The sequence below is a fragment of the Maribacter sp. 4U21 genome (assembly GCF_002742365.1).
Taxonomy (GTDB): Bacteria; Bacteroidota; Bacteroidia; order Flavobacteriales; family Flavobacteriaceae; genus Maribacter.
Map to the genome: position 1 here is coordinate 1 of NZ_MDGN01000055.1, position 22,162 is coordinate 22,162.

Consider the following 22,162-nt stretch of genomic DNA (forward strand, 5'->3'; position numbering starts at 1 on the left):
AAGATAAAAATGCTTGAATGTCCTAAAACCGCTCAACTGGAAAATGACCGCCATGGTAATTATCTCGCTCTGTGACATTATGGGAGGGCGTCTGGCCTTGTTTCCGATAAGCGCACTATGGACCACCTCGGTGTATTCCTTATAGAATTCATCGACCAAACAAAAAATTTCAGTAACTTTAAAGTAGATTATCATGGATAGGTTTTTAGATTAACGAATTGAAATTCAACACTTTAATTTACTAAAAATCTATCTTTTTTTATGCTTAAAAATGAAATAATAATAATCGAACTCAGGTTGATAATTTTTTTATCGACTCGTCCGTTTCAATTGATGCATACGCCAAAATTTCCGCCTGGGCCGCTTCGGGTTCTCGTCAATATACTTCTAGAGCATTAGAAAAGTTTTTAGCTACGGACTATGCTTATTCTTGGCTTACATCTATTGGCCTGATGGATAACAAGTATATAATAGTAACAGAAGAGGTTAGTGCACCGGATATAAAAAGAGAAATAAAGACCCCTGAAGTATGTGATGCGTTTGGGTTAAGATACCTAAATACTATTGGTCTATTGAGAGAACTAGGGGTGCGTATTTAATCCAATTTATCCGTCAATTTTTTAAAGAGCTTTTTAGCATTGCCATTCTTATATAGAATTTCGTAGACCGTATCTATAATCGGGGTCTTTGATTTTTTCTTATGCTTTTGGTTTAATTGATAGGCACTTTTGGTGGCATAATATCCTTCTGCCACCATACTCATTTCCATTTGGGCGCTTTTTACGGTGTATCCCTTACCGATCATATTCCCGAACATTCGGTTGCGGCTAAAGGTAGAATACCCAGTGACCAAAAGATCGCCAAGATAGGCAGAATTGTTAATGTTCCGTTTCATCTTGTGCACGCGATTAATAAAGCGTTTCATCTCCCGTATGGCGTTACTCATTAAAACACTCTGAAAGTTATCTCCATATCCCAAGCCGCGGGCAATCCCTGCGGCAATGGCATAAATGTTCTTGAGCATGGCAGCGTATTCCGTACCTATAATATCATCGGATATTTTGGTTTTGATGTAATCGCTGGCTAACGCATTGGCTACCGTTTTTGCTTTGTCCGCATCTGCGCAGGCTAAGGTTAAATAGGAAAGTCGTTCTAGGGCCACCTCCTCCGCATGGCACGGTCCCGTGATTACTCCAATATTTTCAAAAGGAATTTTATATTGTTCGTGAAAATGTTCGCCAACGATTAAACCGGTCTCTGGCACTATTCCCTTGATTGCGGAGAAAATGATTTTATCGGTTAAAGGAACCTCTAGCTTTTGCAACTCGCTATCTAAAAACGCCGAGGGTATTGCGAAAATAAGGATATCCGCATTGGTAATGGTATGGTTTATATCCGTGGTAACATTGAGCAGGGCTGTATGGAACTCCACCGAACTAAGGTAGTTGGGATTATGCTGGTGCGTTTTAATATGTTCTACCGCATCAGCATTACGCATGTACCAACCCACATGATGTTGGTTTTCCGTTAACATCTTTACAATTGCAGTTGCCCAACTACCGCCACCAAGTACGGCAAATTTCTTCGTTCTCATCATCCGTATAAATATCTATTCAAAATTACCAAATTAAAAACTTCAAATTATGTACTGATAATCAAATGATTATACAAATTGGCATGGTGATTGTTTTCTAATAATAGAATCAAAAAACCAGAGGAGATGAAAAAGATAAAACTACTGTTTGGATATGTGTTGATGGTCACAGTATTGGTTTCCTGTTATGCAGATGTTATCGTGGCTGATGATTTTATTGAAGAATCGGCGTTTAATACGGATCAGGTACTACAGTCCTATGACATGTGGTATGTAGATATCAATGAAACCCAGGGAAATGGGGAAGTTCCTTTTTTACAGCGGGCCTTCACCATAAGTTTTAATGGCGGTGTGGTATATACCAACAACAATATTGTTGGTATTGGTAAAACAGGAAACGGAATAGGGATTGATGTCGGTTTTTACAGCACACTAAGAGGGGTGGTAGAGATTGAGCACGATGTGGATGGCACTTGGTTTTTAGAAGTATACGCTGCTAATGGTAATACCATAGAACTGTATGACCCAAGATCGGATACTTCTTATTTTCTACGTGGATTTCAACGCAATAATTTTGACTATGATCAAGTATTCTATGACAACATCAATTACTTTATTCAGGAGTACGATGTATGGGAGAAAGTTTATACGAGTGAAGAAGGAGCTATCAATGACTTCGACGACGAAAACTTTCTGCAATTTTTACCTACCTTCTTTAGGTCTTCGGTAGATGTTTCAGGAACACCCATAAGTCAGTTGAAGTGGGATTTTGAAGGGGACTACCAAGTTTATGATATTGCTAACGACAATTCGCTAAAAGCTTTGACCTTGGATTATGATTTTATGGGCGATGATTATTTTGAGCTTTATGTTATCAACGATACGACCATAGAATTGTACCATCCGGATAGCGAAACGGTATATGAATTTAGGGGTAGGGGTTATCAGCAGTATCTAAAATCGGGAAAAGGTACGGTAGACAAGAAAAGAATAAAAACTGACAATCCTACGATGAACGTAAAGCGAAAACGAAAATAATAGTAAGAACAATGGTAATAACCGTTTTGGAAGAAGTTCCGAAACGGTTTTTATGGTGTCACCTCTGTACCCCTTCCATAATTATGGTGTCCAGAGGTGCATTTTCGTTTGTGTGAAGTACAGAAATATCCCCAGTGGTTTCAAATACAACGGCCTTTACCTGTTTAAGGTTTAGTACATTGGCTTCCCTTAATTTTCCCATTAAATCAGATTTGCTTACCAGGGCCTTTTGCATATTTGCTTCGAGTATGCGTGCCCCGTCCATTAATAATATTGGTGTATTCGTTACTACTTTTTCGACCTTTTTGGAACTACTTAAAAGTTTAGCGAACACTAGTTGTAAGATCGCTAGGATGGCAACGGAAACTAGCGCGGGGATAAAGTTGCTTTCGGGTTTATTAACAGCATCGGTCAGGATGGAGCCCATGGCAATGGTTATGGCAAAATCCAGACTGGTCATTTTTGCAAAGGTCCGCTTCCCGGCCAATCGGGTAACCAGAAGTAAGTAGAGATAAATAAGCACTCCGGCTAATAGCATTTGTAGTATGGTCGTAAGGGAAATCGTTTCAAAGATTTTCATGGTTTTCGTATCAATAATTGGTTGTATAGTTAAATTCACATGAAGCTATCATATTAGGGAATAGATATTAGCCCATTTAAATTAATTCGTAACATATCCACTAAAATTAAAAACCAGCTACTCATTCTTGAACACTTTTTTAAATTCGGACGGGTTTTGTCCCGTTACCTTTTTAAAGCTTCGATTAAAATAAGACAGACTTTCAAAACCACACTCATAACAAGTTTCGCTCACGTTCTTTCCAGAGAGCAATAATCGTTTTGCCTGGCTAATACGGTATTGGTTTAAGAAGGAGATAAAAGTACTTCCGGTGGTTTTCTTAAAATACCTACAGAATGCCTCTTTTGTTAAATTACAAGTTACCGCTACTTCGGTTAGCGTAACCTTTTCGTGATATCGTTCATCTATTAGGGCATAAATTTTACGCAATCTTTTTTGCTCTTTCTTATTGTATTTATTTACGAAGGGTTTGGTGTGCAGTAGTTCAAACTCTGCACTCTCAGAAAGTTTTTTAAGGATGGTAATAACTTTCATGAAGAAGGCAAAGGGTTCTAAAAGGTGTAGTGTTTTTAGAAGTGCTCCGATTTCCTTTTTAGTTTCTCCGTAAAACGCAATGCCGTATTTGGAGAGTTCCAACAAACGATCTATTTGCTTTAGTTCGGGTAGGGCATCAAGCGTACTATCCTTAAAAGCTGGTTTTATGTGCAATACTTCTTTTCTATAACTGGTGGTAACGCCATGATCAAAGTTAAGGTGGGGAATATTTGCACCGATGAGCACCAGATCAGAACCCTGGAATTCTGAGATATGATTCCCTACATGTCGTTTTGCGGAGGCACCCTCAATATAGACCAACTCTAATTCCGGATGAAAATGCCAGTAAAAAAGATGGTTCAGTTTGGGATCATGAAGCAACTTAAAAGGACTTTTAGAATCCGGCGCTATAGTTTCTAATTGAATTTTCATGGGGTGTTCGCGGTATGGCTATATTTCTAGGAATACTATAAAGTATAACAAAAATGACTAAAAAATACGAATATTGGATATTATATATCAATATAGTTCAAATTTGTATCAATATCAAGGTGGTTTACAGTTAGGAATAGGTATAGTTTTACATCATCAATTTGTAGTATTTAAATCATTAATGTTATGGAACGAACAAAAACTAAAGTAGAAATGGCCAATAAGGCGCATAAAGAAATTCCGGGAAATCCGTCTACCGCAACAAGTAGTAAGCAACACTTAAATGACCGTTCCAATGGAAAACCGTTACGGGTGTTGAGTGAGGAAGATTGGAAGTTTTGGAAGCATAACGGATATATCGTAATAAAAAATGCGGTGCCTGTAGAACAGGCCAAGGAGACGGCGGATTTTCTTTGGGAATTTGATGAAAAGGACCCCAACGATAAAACCACTTGGTATGCCCCACCTAGGGCAGAAATGCAGATGAAAGAATTGACAGGAACGGGGATGGTAGAGGTTTATAACCATCAACTGTTATGGAACAACAGACAGACCCAACGGGTGTACGATGCTTTTGTAGATGTCTGGGGAACGGAGAAATTGTGGGTCACCATTGACCGGGCCAACTTAAATTTTCCCTTACCTCCGGGAGTGGACAAAAAAGGCTTCATTCATTGGGATTATGATCCGGAAACAAGACCGCAGAACGTTCAAGGTGTTTTGGCGCTAGCTGATCAAGAAGATGAAAATATGGGTGGCTTTCAGTGCATACCTTGGTTGTACAGAAATTATGATACTTGGAAATTGACCCAACCAGAGGATAGGGACCACTTTCAGCCAGACATTTCGGATTTGGAAGATAAAATCGTAAAAGTGAAAATGCAGGCGGGCGACTTACTCATTTTTAATAGTACCGAACCTCACGGTATTAGACCTAACAAGTCAGCGGACAAGGTGCGTATTGCGCAATATATTTCAATGATGCCGGCAGAGGAAGATAACCAAGCACTAAAGGATTGGCGCGTTAATTCTTGGAAGAATAGAACTGCACCAGAAGGCTATGCTTTCCCAGGAGATCCTCGTAATTGGGAGCAAACAAAATACGATACCGCAACACTTACGGATTTAGGAAAGAAACTACTGGGGTTAAACCAATGGTAGAAATTATATTAAACAACACGGAGTATTTATGCTATCAAGTTTAAGTTATCTGGATATTACCATTATCCTTGCCTATTTCGGTATTATTTTATGGATTGCCCAATGGGCCTCAAAAAGTAAAACGGCTTCCGGGAGTGCTATTGATTATTTTTTGGCGGGGAAGAGCTCAGGGTGGCTGGTGATAGGAGCATCGCTCTTTGCATCGAATATTGGTTCCGAAATCATTTTAGGTGTTTCGGGAGCAGGTGCACGTGGAAACATGCCTATGGCCAATTTTGAGATAATTGCCGCTCTGGTCTTAATACTTTTAGGATGGGTATTTGTACCCTTTTACTTGAGGACAGGGGTATATACCATGCCAGAGTTTCTAGAAAAAAGATATTCTAAAGCATGTAGAAGTTACCTCTCTGTCATTTCTATTTTGGCCTATGTCATCACCAAAATTTCCTTAATCATCTTTGCAGGTGCGCTGGTCTTCGAAACGATTGGCATTCCCTTTTGGACAGGAGCTATAATTACCGTCATTGCAACAGGTTTTTATACGGTTTTAGGCGGACTAAAAGCTGTGATCTATACCGATATGGTACAGGCTTTTATCCTTTTGATTGGCACTATAGCGGTTACCGCTTTTGGACTTTACGCCTTAGGCGGATGGAATCATATGATAGACGTTCTCGTTACTGCGTCGGGTCAGGAAGGGAATCCTCCAAAGGAAGATTTTTTCAACTTGTGGCGCCCTATGGCCGATACAGAATATCCTTGGACGGGAATGCTTTTTGGCGCACCCATTCTGGGGGTCTGGTACTGGTGTACCGATCAATACATCGTGCAGCGTACACTTTCTGCTAAAGACGTCAGCAATGCCAGAAAAGGGGCTTTGTTCGCAGGATATTTAAAACTACTCCCGGTATTCATATTTTTTATTCCAGGCGTGATAGCCTATGCTCTGTTGCAAGAAGGTGCTATTGATTTTTCAATGGAGAATGCAGACCAGGCACTACCCGCCATGATTAATGGGTTTTTACCCTCGGGCTTAAAAGGCTTGGCCATCGCCGGACTCCTAGCCGCGCTGATGAGCTCGCTCTCCTCCGCATTCAACTCTAGTTCTACCTTATTGACTATCGATTTTTATCAGAAGTATAGACCAAGTGCAACGCAAAAAGACTTGGTGCGTTTTGGCCGTGTAGCTACTATTGTTTTAGTAATCGTAAGCCTAGGCTGGATTCCGTTTATGAAAGCTTTAATGGGTGGGGGTATTTTTCATTACCTACAGAGTGTGCAAGCTTATATCTCTCCTCCAATTGCTGCGGTTTTCCTCTTTGGTCTGTTCTATAAATGGATCAACGCCAAAGGGGCCATAGTATCCTTATGGGTAGGCTTTGTAATAGGGGTTTTTAGACTGGTGGCGGAATTTTTGGGCAATGAGGGCACTATTCAGGTTACGGAAGGGTCTCTATTAGGTGTTTTTCTAGGAATCAACTTTTTACATTTTGCCCTGTTCTTGTTTATTTTCTGTGCCGTGATATTGATGGTCGTAAGTAAACTAGGTACGCCACAGCCTGCTGCGGTACTAGAGTTGGTAACTTTTCAAAGGCGCTCTCAACGGGCAAGTTTTAAATGGTCTACGGATGTTACTTTAACGGTGATATTAATAGCGCTCGTACTTTTTTTATGGTGGTTGTTCAGTGCTTGGGGCATTGCAAATTAGCTTGAAAAAGAAATAGAATGGATTTACAATTAAGGAATAGAACGGCCTTTATTTCCGGGTCAACTACTGGTATAGGTTACGCCGTGGCCAGAGTATTGGTAAGGGAGGGCGCAACGGTAATCTTAAACGGTAGGACACAGGAAAAACTAGGGTTGGCAGTACGGCAACTACAGGATGAGTTCCCAAAGGAAACCATACTTGGACTACCCGCAGATTTTAGCAAGGTGTCAGAGGTAGAGCGATTACTGAAAAAACTACCGGAAATTGATATTTTGGTGAATAATGTTGGGATTTATAGATCAGCTTCATTTTTTGAAGCCACGGATGATGATTGGCAAGAACAATTTGAAATTAATGTGATGAGCGGTGTACGTTTATCCAGAACCATACTGCCAAGAATGATGGCCAATAATTGGGGGCGTATTTTATTCATTTCCAGCGAATGTGCCACTTTGGTACCCGGGGATTTAATTCCGTATAGCATGACCAAAACTGCGCTTTTAGCCGTTTCAAGGGGATTGGCACAGCTCACTAAAGGTACCGGGGTAACGGTGAATAGTGTTTTACCGGGGTCCACTTTATCCGATGGAGCGGAACAATTCTTAGAAAATACGGCGCGTAAGGAAGGTAAAACAAAAGATGAAATAGCGTCTGCTTTTTTCTCCGAAGTAAGAACATCTTCTTTATTACAGCGTTTTGCAGGGCTTGATGAGGTGGCCAATACCGTTGCCTATTTGGCAAGTCCCCTTTCTTCTGCAACGAATGGTGCCGCTATTAAGGTAGATGGCGGTAGTATGGGCGGAATTTTATGATTCAAAATTATTAATTGAACAAGTATATAATTTATTATTTATAACAAGAACACGACAAGTATTCGCTATTATTTTAATGAGCTGTTTTTTATTGACATCCTGTAATGAGGCAAAAGACAAAAAAAATGAAACACGGTGGTTGAACCTGAAGTAACATCTGAAGAAATGAAAAAAGAAGAAAAAGAACTATTAAGACATATGGTCATTTTTAAATTTAAGGACGATGCTAGCGAGGAAGCTGTTGCCAGGCTCAACGATAGTTTCAATGATTTGCCGAACCACATACCGGTCATCAAAGATTTTGAGTGGGGGTTAAACGATAGCCCCGAGAGCTTCGATCAAGACTTTACGCACTGTTATATGATAACTTTTCATTCAGAAAAGGACAGGGACAGTGTGTATACACCGCACCCCAAACACCAAGAATTTGTAGCCAGCCTGCAACCTCATCTAGGAAAGGTATTTGTGGTAGATTATTGGGCGAAATAAGTTTTGAATCGGTACGGACGGGATTTCGGCAGGCTTTTTCCGGTAATTCATTCTTTTGCAGAACAATAAGTCTTATTTTTGCGCCCTTAAAATAAGCAGCGTGCGTAAGTATCTTAATTTATTCGATTTCAAGCAAAAAGTAGATTACAAGACTGAAATTCTTTCCGGATTAACCGTTGCTTTGGCATTGGTGCCAGAGGCTATCGCTTTTGCATTGATTCCTGGATTTTCTCCATTAACTGGACTTTATGCCGCATTTATATTGGCTTTGGTCACCTCTATTTTGGGTGGTCGTCCAGGAATGATATCTGGTGCAACAGGAGCGGTGGCGGTAATCTTTGTAGGATTGATACTGGAATTAAAACGTAATTTTCCGGGAATTGAACCGGACATCATTCTAAACTATGTATTTGCAACGGTAATTATTGCGGGAATCCTGCAGATTTTGGCGGGAGTTTTACGACTAGGGAAATTTATTCGTTTGGTTCCGCATCCGGTAATGTTCGGCTTTGTAAACGGTCTGGCCATCATCATCTTTATGGCGCAGTTCCCTAATTTTTATGTAAAAGGGACGGAAACCCTTTTAAGCGGTAGTTCACTGTACATTATGCTCGGCTTAACCTTGGTAACCATGTTGATTATTTGGGGTCTTCCAAAATTGACCAAAGCGGTACCCTCCTCCTTGGTGGCTATCGTCGTGGTATCTGCAATCGTAATCGGTTTTGGCGTAGACACCTTAACCGTTGCCGATACCATGCGCGAAGGAGAGAGTATTAAAGGGGGTTTTCCACCACTGTCCATTCCACAATTACCATTTACACTAGAGACATTTAAGATTATTATCCCTTATGCAGCCATTGTAGCAGGTGTAGGTCTAATAGAAAGTTTGTTAACCCTTAATATTATCGACGAAATTACGGAGACCCGTGGTAGCGGCAATAAAGAGTGTGTAGCGCAGGGAACCGCGAATATCCTTTCTGGATTTCTATCGGGAATGGGTGGCTGCGCCATGATCGGACAAAGTTTGATCAACACGTCATCTGGTGCGCGGGCAAGACTCTCAGGAATTACGGCCGCTGTAATGCTATTGGTATTCATTATGTTCGGTTCTAGCCTTATAGAGCGTTTGCCCATGGCAGCGTTAGTGGGTCTTATGTTCATGGTGGCCATCGGTACTTTTGAATGGGCAAGTTTTAAGACCTTTCGTAAAATGCCCAACTCCGATGTGGTAGTGATGGTCTTGGTAACCTTGATTACTGCAATTACGCATAATTTAGCGGTAGCGGTATTACTGGGAGTAATTATTTCTGCCCTTGCCTATTCTTGGGAGAATGCCAAGCGCATTAGAGCTAGAAAGCGTGTGGATGAAAATGGCGTAAAACATTATGAAATTTATGGCCCTTTGTTCTTTGGGTCTACGACCTTATTTGCGGAGAAGTTCGATGTGCAAAATGATCCCGATGAGGTAATTATCGATTTTAAAGAAAGTCGTGTTGCGGACATGTCAGGCATCGAGGCCTTGAACAAGATTACGGAGCGTTATGCAAAGGCCGGCAAAAAAGTACATCTAAGACATTTGAGCAAGGACTGTATACAGCTTTTGGCGGATGCAGAGGATATCATTGATGTGAACGTCATGGAAGACCCCACTTATAAGGTAGCGGTAGATAAGGTGGCCAAGAAAAAAGACAATGAAGGGGATAACCCCTTTAAACTTTGGGGATTGTAGATTATCCTTTAACTCGTCCAGAACTGGACCAATAACCAAAGGATTCCTATAGCGCCCACTAAAGCCAAAGCATAACGGCCTAATTCATGAAGCCGTTCTTTTTTGGCCGCTGCAATAATCTTATCTCTAATTACCTTTTGTTGAAAAGGGGTCAACTCCTTAAAGTGAAGTTGGGTGTCTTCCGTATAACCTGCGTACGACTCCCTTATTTCTTTAAAACTACGGCGCTTATGTAATAAAGCCCTATTGGCCTTCACCGTTTTCATTGCATGCGTTGCAAAACCTCCTCCTCCCATTATCCTTGTCTTTATATATGGGTAGATAAATCAACAGAAATGTTACAGTTTAGGACGTTGATTACGCTTTAACATGCTCCAGTGCTAGGGTCGCAACTATCTCCCTCATTTAAAATTTCAAGCGGAGCAACTTGGGCAAAAGCATCTAGGAACACACTTTTGGGTTGGGCACCGCTGATGCCGTATTTATCGTTAATGATAAAGAAAGGCACTCCAGTTACCCCCCCCGCTGCTGGAAATGTGCAATTTCCTGTTTTACGGTGTAAGCAATGGTATCATCGGAAAGAATACTTGTAGTTTTTTCAGCTTCCCAACCAAATTCGCTCATGATTTCTATTAAAATCTCAGCTTGGTTAAGGTGAAGGTTTTCATCAAAATAAGCTTTTAAGAATAGCTCTTTAAGGGCATCCTTAAATCCCTCTTCTCCCGCTACATATAATAATTGATACAAAGGCAAGGTATTTACAGTAAGCCATTTATCCCCAAAATTAAAGGTAATGCCTTCTTCGGCACCAACCTCGGTTAGGCGGTCCGTCATCCCTTGTACACGTTCCAAATCCCCGAATTTATTGGTGAGATAGCTAACTCTGTCCAGACCTTCGGCAGGTATGGTAGGGTCTAACTGGAAAGGATGCCATGCTATCTCAACAGGAACACCTTTACATTCCTTTAGCGCAGCTTCTAATCGTCGTTTACCCACATAACACCAAGGACAGGCCACATCGGATACGATATCTATTTTTATCTTTTCTTCTTGCATAGCAATAGGGTCTTTATATGAAGTTGCATTCGTCGGTTCATATTATAAGAACTTACGGGCATGGGTATCCGAACCACCACTTATTTTAGGGCAACGTAGCCCTAATCTACGAATACCAAATATTCAATTCGAAAATCCGTATTGTCCGGTCTTGTAATTTCCACAGAATATCCAAAACCTTCTGCCCTATAGCTGTATACTATTTTGGTCAGGGTATTGTTCGTTCGGGTGATGCCCATATCACTGGACCATACCTCCTCTGGTTTGTTCGGTTCTTCCAATAATTCTTTATCCGGTCCTTTGGGATTGGGAAAGCCAAGTGATTTGGGTAGCTCATAGATACCCGCTACCAAATAAAAGGCTTCATGCCAATTAGTAACAGGCAGGGTATACGTATTAATAGCACCCTCATGAAAATCGGGGTCCGTAGGTCTACTTTCAAAGTGTATGTCGGGGAACTTTTCTTTCAGGTTCAGGATGTATGCCTCGGCACTTTCGTCAGCTGAGCGCAACCGTATAGGGGAGAGGTAGCCACTAAAGGCATAACCTACCAGCCCGTCATAACCAAGTTTCAACATCTTACCTTTTATGTGTCCTACTTCTAGAATTTCGGGTCCAACTTCTCCCAAGAGCACTACTTCACTACCTAGGGGCATATCCGCCAGTTTTTCACTTTCCAAGGAAGCCTCCTTACGCAGACTTAATCCGTTCGGTGCTATAACATATCTCTTTTGACCCTTAAAGTTTTTTGTAATAGCTGTTTTCGTTGTGGCTACACTATCTTTTACAGCTACATTATTTTGTGATGCTGCATTTTCCTTACAGGAACACAGTCCTATAAAAAGGAGTGCGAATAAAAATATTCTTGAGCTTGTTGTCATGACAAGTAATTTTTTAAGGTTTAATTTAGGGTATTCGCACTACAAAATACAAACCTACTTATTTAGATTCCAATAAATAATGGGTCGCAATGAAGAACAGGGAAATAGCCTCTCCCCAGAACAGGCTAAAAAGCCCAATGAAATCTAGCGCTAGAACTACAGGTGATACCACTGCTACTGCCAGAACATAACGTGTCCACTCCTTCTTATCATTGGATACAAATGCAGTAATTATTGCCGAGCCCAAAAAGAATAGGATAGCAAAGGTATAGTGCCAGATGGGATAGTCCAGATGTGGAAAATAAATCACCCCGAACAAGGAAATGCCTAAGATAATATTATAGCCTTTTCCTACTTTTTTAATTGTGTGTTGCGTTGCATGTTGTGGCTGTAAATGAATTGCTCCGTTAAAGATGAACATGGCACCAGCTAGCGCCAGAAGACTTCCGTACCAGTAACTATGTCGCATATACACATAGTTGCTAATACTGTCCCTAAGGTTAGGGCCGTCATCAGCGAGCCAAAGGACGAACGGGGTAAGCACCAAAATACAGGCAATAATGCGCTCCGCCTTCACTTTAGGCTCTATGACGTGATATATTTTTTCAGTTTTTACCTTAATACTCTGAAGCATTTGCATGACCAATCGATTTTCAATTTTCTATAGTCTTAAAGTAACAAGAAAAATACGGTTAAGATAATTTTTAGTGCTTCTTAGCTTGGGAGGGCCAAGTATGCTGCGGGAAAACCATGGTAATTCGTTCGCATGTATAGGGTTTTGTTTTGGTCGAAAGGATGCCTAACTTTCAGGGAAATCGTCTAAAAAGCATTGCGTTATGAAAAAAGTGTTCACCATGCTCACCGTACTCCTTGTAATGACCCATGGGCTCATAGCACAAGATGAAAATACCAAAGTGGTGTTGATTACCTTAGACGGACTTCGTTGGCAGGAGCTTTTTAGGGGTGCCGATTCACTTCTGGTTACAAATACGGATTATGTAAGCGATACTACAAATTTAAAAGAACAATTTTGGCGAGAGGATGCGGGGGAACGGAGGGAAGCTCTTTTCCCTTTTTTATGGTCTCATGGCGCTAAAACCGGACAGCTACACGGCAATAGAACATTAGGGAGTAAAATGAACCTGAGCAATACACTGTGGTTCAGTTATCCGGGATATAACGAAATCCTATCCGGAGCTGCGGATGATGTGCGCATTACCAGTAATGACAAAACGCCCAATCCCAACAAGACGGTTTTGGAGATTGCGAACAGCACTACAAAGTATCGTGATAAAGTTGCTGCTTTTGCCAGTTGGGACGTGTTTCCGTATATCATAAACGAGGTGCGTTCCGGGGTGCCGGTCAATGCGGGGTTTGATTTGGCGGAGGATAATGACCTCACGGAACGGGAAAAATTCCTGAATCAGTTACAACCCAAAGTGCCCAGCCCTTGGGCTACGGTTCGGTTAGATGCTTTTACGCATTATTATGCCATGGAATATATGAAAAAGAACCATCCGGAATTGGTGTATATCGCCTATGGTGAAACCGATGATTTTGCACATGACGGTGATTATGCCGCCTACCTGAAAGCCGCATATAATACCGATAGCTTGTTGGCGGAATTATGGGAAGGCACACAGGCCGACCCATTTTACAAGGATAATACGATCTTTTTGATTACCACGGACCATGGGCGGGGCACGCAACCGCTGGAAACTTGGAAAAGGCATGGTACTTTCGTTACCGGTGCTGGCGAAGTTTGGCTCATTGCTTTTGGTAAAGGGGTAGCTGCCAAAGGCGAAGTTTCTGTGGACGAACAGTGGTATAGCCACCAAGTGGTACCTACTATTTTAAAGGCCTTGCACTTAAAGGGTGGTATGGAACAAATGCAAGGTAAGCCACTTGACTTGACACAAGACTAATTTTTCTTGGAGTTTACGATTTGTCAATTTGAATAATTTGTTGGCTGAGCGGAATCGAAGGTATTTCGATTTCCGGTTTCAGCTCGTCTGTTCACTTCGACTCCGCTCAGTGAACGCTCAGAAAATTCACTCGAAGTGATACCTAGGTTTCGAGTGCTATCACGTTTTTTCTTTTTTTGTCAGTTCGAGTGATTTGCTGAAAAGCAAATAGTATCGAGAACGTATCGGTACACGAAATCTTCTCGATATATTTTGCAGCTTTCTGTCGTACGCTCCAAAACACTCGAAGTGACATCCCGTTTTTCTTTTTTGTCAGTTCGAGTGGCGCCCTGGAAGAGACGTTGTATCGAGAACGCATCGGTACACGAAAGCTTCTCGATACATTTTGCAGCTTTCTGTCGTACGCTTCAAAACACTCGAAGTGACATCCCGTTTTTCTTTTTTGTCAGTTCGAGTGATTTGCTGAAAAGCAAATAGTATCGAGAACGCATCGGAACACGAAATCTTCTCGATACATTTTGCAGCTTTCTGTCGTACGCTCCAAAACACTCGAAGTGACATCCCGTTTTTCTTTTTTGTCAGTTCGAGTGGCGCCCTGGAAGTGGCGTTGTATCGAGAACGCAATGGAACACGCTAAGCTTCTCGATACTAATTTTCTGCGTACCTCGAAAATTCACTCGAAGTGACATCCCGTTTTTCTTTTTTGTCAGTTCGAGTGATTTGCTGAAAAGCAAATAGTATCGAGAACGTATCGGAACACGAAATCTTCTCGATATATTTTGCAGCTTTCTGTCGTACGCTCCAAAACACTCGAAGTGACATCCCGTTTTTCTTTTTTGTCAGTTCGAGTGATTTGCTGAAAAGCAAATAGTATCGAGAACGCATCGGAACACGAAATCTTCTCGATACATTTTGCAGCTTTCTGTCGTACGCTCCAAAACACTCGAAGTGACATCCCGTTTTTCTTTTTTGTCAGTTCGAGTGATTTGCTGAAAAGCAAATAGTATCGAGAACGCATCGGAACACGAAATCTTCTCGATATATTTTGCAGCTTTCTGTCGTACGCTCCAAAACACTCGAAGTGACAATCGGTGTAGTGAGAATATTAGAAAACGAAACACCACCTACACAGGACGTTCATGCCACAATAACTACCTTTGTTATTGATGAAAAAACGGAAATTTACTTTTAGTGACGCACTATTTATAATCTTTATAGGGCTGTTGCTTTTTCCACAAACCCGAACGCCCATTGAGGTAGCCTTGAACAAAGTGCGAGTAGCCATATTTTCCCCTAGTGTGATGGATAGAGAAGAACGCACCCAATTACAACCGTTTAAATATGAAGTGTTAACGCTCAACGGCGAGCGGCAATCCGTTCCGGTAGGCAATGGAAAAATCACTTTTATCAGCTATTGGGCCACGTGGTGTCCACCCTGCATAGCCGAATTGCCAAGTATACAGAAGTTATACCCCGATTACGGGGAAGAGGTCACGTTTTTATTACTCACCAATGAAAAGCCAGGGACCGTACAACGATTTTTGGAAAAGAAGGCTTTGGATTTACCGGTTTTTATCCCTCAAATGAAGACCCCGGAAGCCTTAAATGAAACCAGTATTCCCACGAATTATGTGTTGGACCAAAAAGGTAAAATCATCATCAAGGAAACTGGTGCGGCCGACTGGAACAGCAAACGGGTACGGCAGCTCCTTGACGGTCTGTTACAAGAATAACACTTAGGCTAAAGCGCTCACTTCACTTATTGATGTTTTTGCACTCGATTATTTACCATTGACAACATATTGTAGGAATTTACTTATAAATGATGCATTTTTGAAATGGTCTAAAAAGTACCGTTTCATCTAAAAAAAATTATGCTATGAATGAATTCTCTCAACGTCGGGTAAGACTCGTATTTATACTTTCCCTTTTAACCACGGTCATCTCGGCGCTGTGGTTCTTTTTAGCTAAAAGCTTGTATTTAAATGAGTTGAGCCTATATATTGGGGCAACCGTACCATTTTTTATAACCGCTGCAATCATCTCGAAGGTAGGAAACCTCACTCTAGCGCGTTTTATTTATCTCATAGCTTTCAATATCAGCGTTGCCATTACTTCTTCTTTTATTGGAAAGGCGGGTAGTGTTGAATTTATATTGATGTTTGCCATGGCCTTGCCTTTTGTCTTCTTCTCGTTCAGACGTGAAAAAAGCTATATCGTCATTTTCCCGGCCTTATCCATGACACTTTGGTTCCTGCTTTACCTTACGGATTTTAATTTGTTTACCGTCACAAAGATGGATACCTCACTTGCGGACAAGTATATTTATCCCGTATCCCTTTTCACTACTGCGGTTCTAGTCACCTATCAATTGATATTTTTCTGTTTGATCAACGCCCGTTTTTATTCCAACATACAAGAGCAACGGGAAGATGCCATTGAAGCTTCCAATGCCAAGTCCCAATTTTTGAGTATGATGAGTCATGAAATCCGAACGCCCATGAATGCCATTATAGGACTCTCCCACATTCTCGGGGATACCAATCCTAGACCAGACCAAGTAGAAAATATAGAAGCATTAAACTATTCTGGCAAAATACTTTTGAATTTACTGAACAATGTGCTGGATTACAGTAAGATGGAAACTAGGGGTGTGCAACTGGACGTCATTCCCACGAATGTTATGACGGCGGTAAAGCAGATAAAAAAGATTCATGAGCCGGGCTGTTTAAGTAAGGGAATCACGTTTAACTTAGCGGTAGACGAAGAACTTCCCACGGTGCATTTAGATATTGTACGTTTCAATCAGGTGATCAATAACTTGGTCACCAATGCTATAAAGTTCACGAAGACAGGAAGTGTCACCCTAAGAATTTCAAAACAAGAAGACCGTGACGGACATGTTTGTATGCGTACCGAAATTATAGATACCGGTATTGGGATTACTAAAGAACAACAGGAGAACATATGGCAACCATTCACCCAGGCCTCCGTGAGTACAAATCGTTTATATGGTGGTACCGGACTTGGTCTTCCTATAGTAAAAGCCGTAGTAGAAGCTATGGGATCTACCGTACAAATTGAAAGTGAATTAGATAAAGGCAGTCGGTTTTACTTTGATTTAGAACTAAAAGCGATCGCTAAAGAATCGCAAAACCACAGTGGCGGAAAAAAAGAGCGCAATCTAAACGGCAGAAGAATACTGCTTGTGGAAGACAACAAAATAAACATCATGGTCGGCAAGCAGATATTGGAAAAGGCCAACTTGGTGGTAGATGTGGCCTATGATGGCCTAATGGCGGTAAACATGGTCAAAAAGAAAGACTACTGCGCCGTGCTTATGGATATTCAAATGCCGGTAATGGATGGGTATACCTCTTCGATGGAAATAAGAAAATTCAATACGGAATTACCAATTTTGGCCTTGTCCGCATCGGTGTTTATTGAGGTAAAGAGTAAGATAGAGAAGAGTGGCATGAACGGCTTTATCTTTAAACCTTTTGACCCGGAAGACCTTTATAATAGAATCGAAGAAGTGATGGATATACCGCTAGCTTCGTAGTTTTATGATCATCCAGCAAAGTAGAGTGTAGCCTCCAATAATAACTTTTCGGCACATACCCAGCCCATTTTAATCGAAGGGAATACGGTCACGAATGGTCCCGTCTGCCCTGTGGATAATAACATCGGCCTGGTGTTTTCTGGCAATGGTCTTGGCTTTGTTAATGGCCGTGCTTTGTTTGCGGTGTTTGGAGGTGATTCTTTTGTTGCCCTCACGCCGTACCGCCCAGTCATCCTCATAAGGCACTACATGTTGGTGCCAAGTTCTTTTCCTATTGCCCCCTCGCGAGCTCTTAAAAAATACGTCTACCAGTTCTATTAAAATGGTGATCCAAGATTTGGAGCTGCTGTTCTTAGGCATGTTCGATTAATTTCTATTTATAAAACTATTGGTATTATAACGGATAATTATTAGCCCAACAACGGCCATTCCCCATACTGCCCTTCTGCCTGTTCAATAACCTCTTTTAAAAGTTTATCCAACTCGGAGAAAGGTACTTTGCCGCGTAATTCTTTTTTGACCGCCAAGCGAATGGCCGCTTTGGCATTTTCTTTTTTGGTCCAATCTAATTGGAGGTTTTTCTTTACAGATGCGACAACGGTATGTACCAAATCTTGAATAGGGCCGGCCTGATTTAGGATGGCTGCATTTGCGGAAAGTAAATCGTAAAAAGCAAGTTCATCTTCGGTTAGGCCCAATTCTTTGGTACGCTTGTCGTCGGCTTTCATTTCATCGGCAATATCCAACAGGTGTTTGATAGCAGCGATGGAGTCTAAACTATTTTTATGGTATTTACCCAATACTTTTTCAAGCTCCTCTTTTAGTTTACGTCCTTTTCTGATGTTCTTCGCCATGCGAACTTTCAACTCATCGTTGATGATGCGACGTAGCAATTCAATTTTAATATTTTCGCCACCTTTTTCTTTTACGATGGCTTGGAAGGAATCATCTATGATGGAAATATCTATCTTATCTAAATTGTACATGGCGGCCAAGTCCACAATAGCTTGTGATCCTAGCGACTTGCTGATAAGGTCCTTTATTCTGTTGTTCTTTTCACGTTGTGCACCTGGCGGGAATTTCATTTTTCGTAATTGTTCCCTGAATTTTTGAAGGATAGCTACTTCTTCTTGAATATCCCAAATACGTTCATCGGAATTGGTCATGGCCATCAACTCACTCAGCTTTCGTTCTTCTTTTAGATAGCGCTCTGTGGTTGCATCATCTTTAAATAGCTTATTAAACACATCATAAGACCACTTCATTTTTTCTGTGGCTGGCATTTCATTGATTACGGCCAATTCAAAACCGCCCATTAATTCTTTTACAACAGCTAATTGTTCCAAACACAATTCTACGGCAGCATCCAAATCCAAGGTCGGTTTCCCAGCGCCACCGCTGCCTGTATATTTTTTTGTCGCTTCCGCTAAAAAGCCTGAAATACCAATAAAATCAACTACCAGTCCATTGGGTTTTCCTTCAAAAACGCGGTTTACTCGGGCAATGGCCTGCATCAAATTATGACCTTTCATAATCTTGTCCACATACATGGTATGGGCGCATGGCGCATCAAAACCAGTAAGCCACATATCACGAACAATGACCATTTTAAGCGGGTCTTCCGGATTTTTAAATCTAGACTTCACGGCCTCCATGGCATCTTTGGTGCGCATGTGCGGATTCCACCTTACAGGGTCTTTGCCGGGGTTGCTCGTCATGATTACGGCAATTTCTGGGCAATCTTTCAAAGCCGTTAATGCATCGTACATTTTAACACAATTACGACGACTCATACAGACCACCATAGCTTTGCCATCTAGGGTCTCGGTTCTTTTCTGAAAGTGTTGTAGAATATCTTTTGCTACAGTTTTTACTCGGTCTTCTGAACCAGCGGCATCCTCAATTGCTGCCCAAACACCAACCGTGGTATCTTCTGCCTGCTCTTCAACTTCTTCTAGTTCTTTTGTGTATTTCGCTTTTATGTTCAGCGGTACTATTTTAGGTTCGTAGTAAATGGGTACCGTAGCACCATCTGCTACGGCCTGTTTAATATCGTAGGTGTGAATGGTGGGGCCAAAAACCTGCTCCGTATCCGCATCTTTACCATCAACAGGGGTGCCCGTAAAACCAATAAAAGAGGCATTTGGTAATGCTCTGCGAATATTCTGTGCAAAACCACCACTTTCAAAACCGTATTGGGTGCGGTGCGCTTCATCTGCCATAACAATCAAATTATAGCGCTCACTCAAAATGGGATGTACATGCTCTTTAAGTTGACTTTCATTACGGGCACTTCGGCTCCGCTCAGTGTCCGTTTTAAGTCTGAATTTTTCTATGGTCGTAAAAATAACACCCCCACCATCAGAACTTAATAAACGCCTTAAGTCATCTGTACTTTCCGCATGCTGTACATCGCCTACTAAATCTTTAGCGAGTACAAAGTTTTCATAGAGTTGCTGGTCTAGGTCGGAACGGTCTACTTGTATAACAATGGTGGGATTCTTCAATTCTGGCCGTTGGCGCAAAATACCCGTTAAGATGGCCATACTAATGCTCTTACCCGAACCTTGCGTATGCCAAATAACCCCCAAACGGCCATCGCCATTGGGTTTTATATTTTGCAAACTACTTGCTACGGCCCTGCTGATGCCCCAATATTGGTGGTACTTGGCACCCTTTTTTATGATTTTACCGTTATGGTCTTCATGAAAAATGAAATGCTGTAGGTAATCTAAAAGTGTCTTTTTCGGGAACAGCCCGTGTAAAAGCGTTTCTAACTGCAATTCTGCTTTTTGTTCGGTATCATCACCTGCTAAACTTTTCCAAGGGGCAAACCATTCTAAGGCTGATGAATACATACCATGCAAGGCCTCCAAACCATCTGAGGCTACACAAATAGCATTGTAATCGAACAATTGCGGAATATCTAATACATAATTTTGTAGCTGCGTATATGCATTTTCTACGCTTACCTTAGCATCAAAGGGGTTTTTAAACTCAAATACCACAAGTGGCAGCCCGTTTATAAAAATCACTACATCTGGGATACGTTTGTTTTTACCTATAATTTTTACTTCATCCGCGACTATAAAACTATTGTTTTCTGGATTGCTATAATCTATCGGGTAGAGGTGCTTTGCCTTCTCATTGCCTTGCGCATCTTTCCAGGCGATGTCTATACCTTGGGTCAATTTTCTATGAAAATCTTGGTTGCGGTAGGCCACCTCCATACCCTCGTGTTGGGTAAATTGGGCAAAGGCCTCGTTACGTGCCGTTTCCGGTACGTTGGGGTAGGTGGTTTTTAGAAAGGTTTTTAGCTCATTTTCCAGCACTACTTTTTTAAGGTCACGTTCTAAAGCATTGCCCGGTATGTGGGTATAGCCTAACTCCTGTAACCAAGCAATGGCCGCATTTTGGGCGGTATGTTCGTTGAATTGGCTCATAGGGTTGTGGTTATTTCTTTTTGAAATTCCTTTAGGCGGACTTCTCCTGAAATGAGTTTGGGGAGTAGGGTGTCGCGAAGTTTTGTTAGGGTTTGGTTTTCATTTGTGTTCGCCCAAATTTGTTCGTAGTACTCCGTTACCTGTTGCTCAAATTCTATTAACACATTCTGATTCGGTAATATAACATCTAAAAAATTTAATAATTTAGTTGTTAAACTTGGAACTGCAGAACCTACATCCATATCAGCTAATTTCAAAGTTTTTAAAAGATGAAAAGTGTATTTTAAAATATTCTCTTTTTTCATTTTGGTATAAAACATCGTATCAACAGACCAGAAAGGTTCATTTACTAAAAAGATATTACTTAAAGTACCCTTTCTCGGAATTAAAACTGATTCTTGGTCATATAAAAAGCTGTCAACATATCTCATTATTCCGCCTGAGCCATAAACTGGAATATTTCCAGAACCTAGTTTTTTATGGTCTTTGCCGTACTTGATTTCAACAAGTTGTTCCAATTTAACAACCTCCCACCCCTCAGGAATTTCACCTAATTCAGAGCCGATGAACTCACCCTCTTGAAAAGGACCAAAATCTACGAACCAATGTTTGTAAAGCGCCATTGCCATGTTTTCCAAGGTTTTGTTCATGGCAAGGTTGTTTTCTATTTTGTCGTCTATGGCAGAGAGGATGCTGGCGATGGCCTGTTGTTCTGGGAAATCTGGCAGTTCAAACTCAAAATTAAAAATATCTTTTAAGGTTATGCTTGCTTGATTAGCACTTCCTGTCGCTGTAAACGCTATGTAATATAGAAAACCGTTATTCTTAAGAAGGTAATACAAAAACTTTTGCCCTATTAATCTTGAATCATTAGTACGTAATCGTACTGCATTTTGATTCAAAAGGGCGCCTTCAGCTTCTTTCGGCACTTTAACCACCTTGCCGACCACAGATGAATAATTTGGCAACCATGACCCTACTGTTGCAATTATAACATCACCTGCTTCTAAAGAAACCTGATTATAGTTCAATGCTAATTCAGAATCTATTCTATGACATGAACTTAAGTCTATCGAATTGTTTGTTGTATCCGAGACTCTAACAATATGGGTTCCTTTGGTTTGATACATCTTAGATTTAAATGCAAAACCTTTTTGATGACTTACTAATGGGCCAAGCTTATATGTTTTCCAATTTTTGGGCATTTAGTTTAGTTGT

Annotated in this window: 20 protein-coding genes and 1 pseudogene; 10 read left to right on the forward strand and 11 right to left on the reverse strand. The window is 41.1% G+C overall.

Annotated features, from left to right (window positions below; translation table 11 throughout):
* Positions 1–195, reverse strand: a pseudogene (locus tag BFP77_RS11750) (IS982 family transposase); the annotation flags it as partial.
* Between the two features lie 116 nt (positions 196–311).
* On the opposite strand from BFP77_RS11750, the gene BFP77_RS11755 reads away from it, so the two are divergent.
* Entirely contained in the window at positions 312–599 is a 288-nt protein-coding gene (locus BFP77_RS11755) for a DUF4411 family protein (RefSeq protein ID WP_099574224.1), read from the forward strand.
* Here BFP77_RS11755 and BFP77_RS11760 read toward each other — a convergent pair.
* Positions 596–1,597, reverse strand: coding sequence for an NAD(P)H-dependent glycerol-3-phosphate dehydrogenase (locus tag BFP77_RS11760; RefSeq protein ID WP_180272352.1), 1,002 nt, complete (start codon positions 1,595–1,597; stop codon positions 596–598). The genes BFP77_RS11755 and BFP77_RS11760 overlap by 4 nt on opposite strands.
* A gap of 123 nt (positions 1,598–1,720) precedes the next feature.
* Between BFP77_RS11760 and BFP77_RS11765 the strand changes: the two genes are divergently transcribed.
* Positions 1,721–2,632 (forward strand): nicotinic acid mononucleotide adenyltransferase, encoded by a 912-nt coding sequence (locus BFP77_RS11765; RefSeq protein WP_099574226.1) that lies wholly within the window; start codon positions 1,721–1,723, stop codon positions 2,630–2,632.
* A gap of 58 nt (positions 2,633–2,690) precedes the next feature.
* Here BFP77_RS11765 and BFP77_RS11770 read toward each other — a convergent pair whose 3' ends face one another.
* Both BFP77_RS11770 and BFP77_RS11775 read right to left on the reverse strand, forming a co-directional pair.
* Positions 2,691–3,212 (reverse strand): DUF421 domain-containing protein, encoded by a 522-nt coding sequence (locus BFP77_RS11770; RefSeq protein WP_099574227.1) that lies wholly within the window; start codon positions 3,210–3,212, stop codon positions 2,691–2,693.
* Between the two features lie 117 nt (positions 3,213–3,329).
* Positions 3,330–4,178 carry an AraC family transcriptional regulator gene (locus tag BFP77_RS11775; protein ID WP_099574228.1) on the reverse strand — a complete coding sequence of 283 codons (849 nt, stop codon included), beginning with the start codon at positions 4,176–4,178 and terminating at the stop codon, positions 3,330–3,332.
* A gap of 186 nt (positions 4,179–4,364) precedes the next feature.
* Here BFP77_RS11775 and BFP77_RS11780 point away from each other — a divergent pair, with 186 nt between their 5' ends.
* The 5 genes from BFP77_RS11780 (at position 4,365) to BFP77_RS11800 (ending at position 10,077) form a co-directional block, all read left to right on the forward strand.
* Positions 4,365–5,339, forward strand: coding sequence for a phytanoyl-CoA dioxygenase family protein (locus BFP77_RS11780; protein WP_099574229.1), 975 nt, complete (start codon positions 4,365–4,367; stop codon positions 5,337–5,339).
* Positions 5,340–5,367: 28 nt separating this feature from the next.
* On the forward strand, positions 5,368–7,047 hold the full coding sequence (locus tag BFP77_RS11785) for a sodium:solute symporter (protein WP_099574230.1): 1,680 nt from the start codon (positions 5,368–5,370) through the stop codon (positions 7,045–7,047).
* 17 nt (positions 7,048–7,064) lie between these two features.
* A complete protein-coding gene (locus tag BFP77_RS11790) occupies positions 7,065–7,859 on the forward strand; it encodes an SDR family NAD(P)-dependent oxidoreductase (protein ID WP_099574231.1) in 795 nt (264 codons plus the stop codon).
* Positions 7,860–8,024: 165 nt separating this feature from the next.
* Positions 8,025–8,348: a Dabb family protein gene (locus tag BFP77_RS11795; protein ID WP_099574232.1), complete on the forward strand. Its 324-nt coding sequence runs from the start codon at positions 8,025–8,027 to the stop codon at positions 8,346–8,348.
* Positions 8,349–8,448: 100 nt separating this feature from the next.
* Complete coding sequence (locus tag BFP77_RS11800) at positions 8,449–10,077, forward strand: SulP family inorganic anion transporter (RefSeq protein ID WP_099574233.1); 1,629 nt, start codon at positions 8,449–8,451, stop codon at positions 10,075–10,077.
* A gap of 8 nt (positions 10,078–10,085) precedes the next feature.
* On the opposite strand, the gene BFP77_RS11805 is transcribed toward BFP77_RS11800, so the two are convergent.
* From BFP77_RS11805 to BFP77_RS11820, 4 genes are all read right to left on the reverse strand, one after another.
* Entirely contained in the window at positions 10,086–10,373 is a 288-nt protein-coding gene (locus BFP77_RS11805) for a hypothetical protein (RefSeq protein ID WP_099574234.1), read from the reverse strand.
* Between the two features lie 217 nt (positions 10,374–10,590).
* Positions 10,591–11,133, reverse strand: a complete 543-nt coding sequence (locus tag BFP77_RS11810) for a DsbA family oxidoreductase (protein ID WP_099574235.1) — start codon at positions 11,131–11,133, stop codon at positions 10,591–10,593.
* Positions 11,134–11,234: 101 nt separating this feature from the next.
* The gene (locus tag BFP77_RS11815; RefSeq protein ID WP_099574236.1) at positions 11,235–12,014 is read right to left on the reverse strand and encodes an SH3 domain-containing protein; all 780 of its coding nucleotides are present in this window, start codon (positions 12,012–12,014) and stop codon (positions 11,235–11,237) included.
* Between the two features lie 58 nt (positions 12,015–12,072).
* On the reverse strand, positions 12,073–12,654 hold the full coding sequence (locus BFP77_RS11820) for a DUF7103 family protein (RefSeq protein WP_099574237.1): 582 nt from the start codon (positions 12,652–12,654) through the stop codon (positions 12,073–12,075).
* A gap of 196 nt (positions 12,655–12,850) precedes the next feature.
* On the opposite strand from BFP77_RS11820, the gene BFP77_RS11825 reads away from it, so the two are divergent.
* The 3 genes from BFP77_RS11825 (at position 12,851) to BFP77_RS11835 (ending at position 17,501) form a co-directional block, all read left to right on the forward strand.
* Entirely contained in the window at positions 12,851–13,939 is a 1,089-nt protein-coding gene (locus tag BFP77_RS11825) for a phosphoglyceromutase (protein ID WP_099574238.1), read from the forward strand.
* A 1,166-nt stretch (positions 13,940–15,105) separates the two neighbouring features.
* Complete coding sequence (locus tag BFP77_RS11830; protein WP_099574239.1) at positions 15,106–15,672, forward strand: TlpA family protein disulfide reductase; 567 nt, start codon at positions 15,106–15,108, stop codon at positions 15,670–15,672.
* Positions 15,673–15,818: 146 nt separating this feature from the next.
* A complete protein-coding gene (locus BFP77_RS11835) occupies positions 15,819–17,501 on the forward strand; it encodes an ATP-binding protein (RefSeq protein WP_099574240.1) in 1,683 nt (560 codons plus the stop codon).
* 69 nt (positions 17,502–17,570) lie between these two features.
* Here the strand turns inward: BFP77_RS11835 and BFP77_RS11840 are convergent, their stop codons facing one another.
* The 3 genes from BFP77_RS11840 to BFP77_RS11850 are packed head-to-tail and all read right to left on the reverse strand — an operon-like array spanning position 17,571 to position 22,149.
* Positions 17,571–17,861: a DUF2188 domain-containing protein gene (locus BFP77_RS11840; RefSeq protein WP_099574241.1), complete on the reverse strand. Its 291-nt coding sequence runs from the start codon at positions 17,859–17,861 to the stop codon at positions 17,571–17,573.
* Positions 17,862–17,911: 50 nt separating this feature from the next.
* On the reverse strand, positions 17,912–20,944 hold the full coding sequence (locus BFP77_RS11845) for a type I restriction endonuclease subunit R (RefSeq protein ID WP_099574242.1): 3,033 nt from the start codon (positions 20,942–20,944) through the stop codon (positions 17,912–17,914).
* Positions 20,941–22,149, reverse strand: coding sequence for a restriction endonuclease subunit S (locus BFP77_RS11850; RefSeq protein WP_099574243.1), 1,209 nt, complete (start codon positions 22,147–22,149; stop codon positions 20,941–20,943). The genes BFP77_RS11845 and BFP77_RS11850 overlap by 4 nt, the downstream gene beginning before the upstream one ends.
* Between the last annotated feature and the right edge of the window lie 13 nt (positions 22,150–22,162).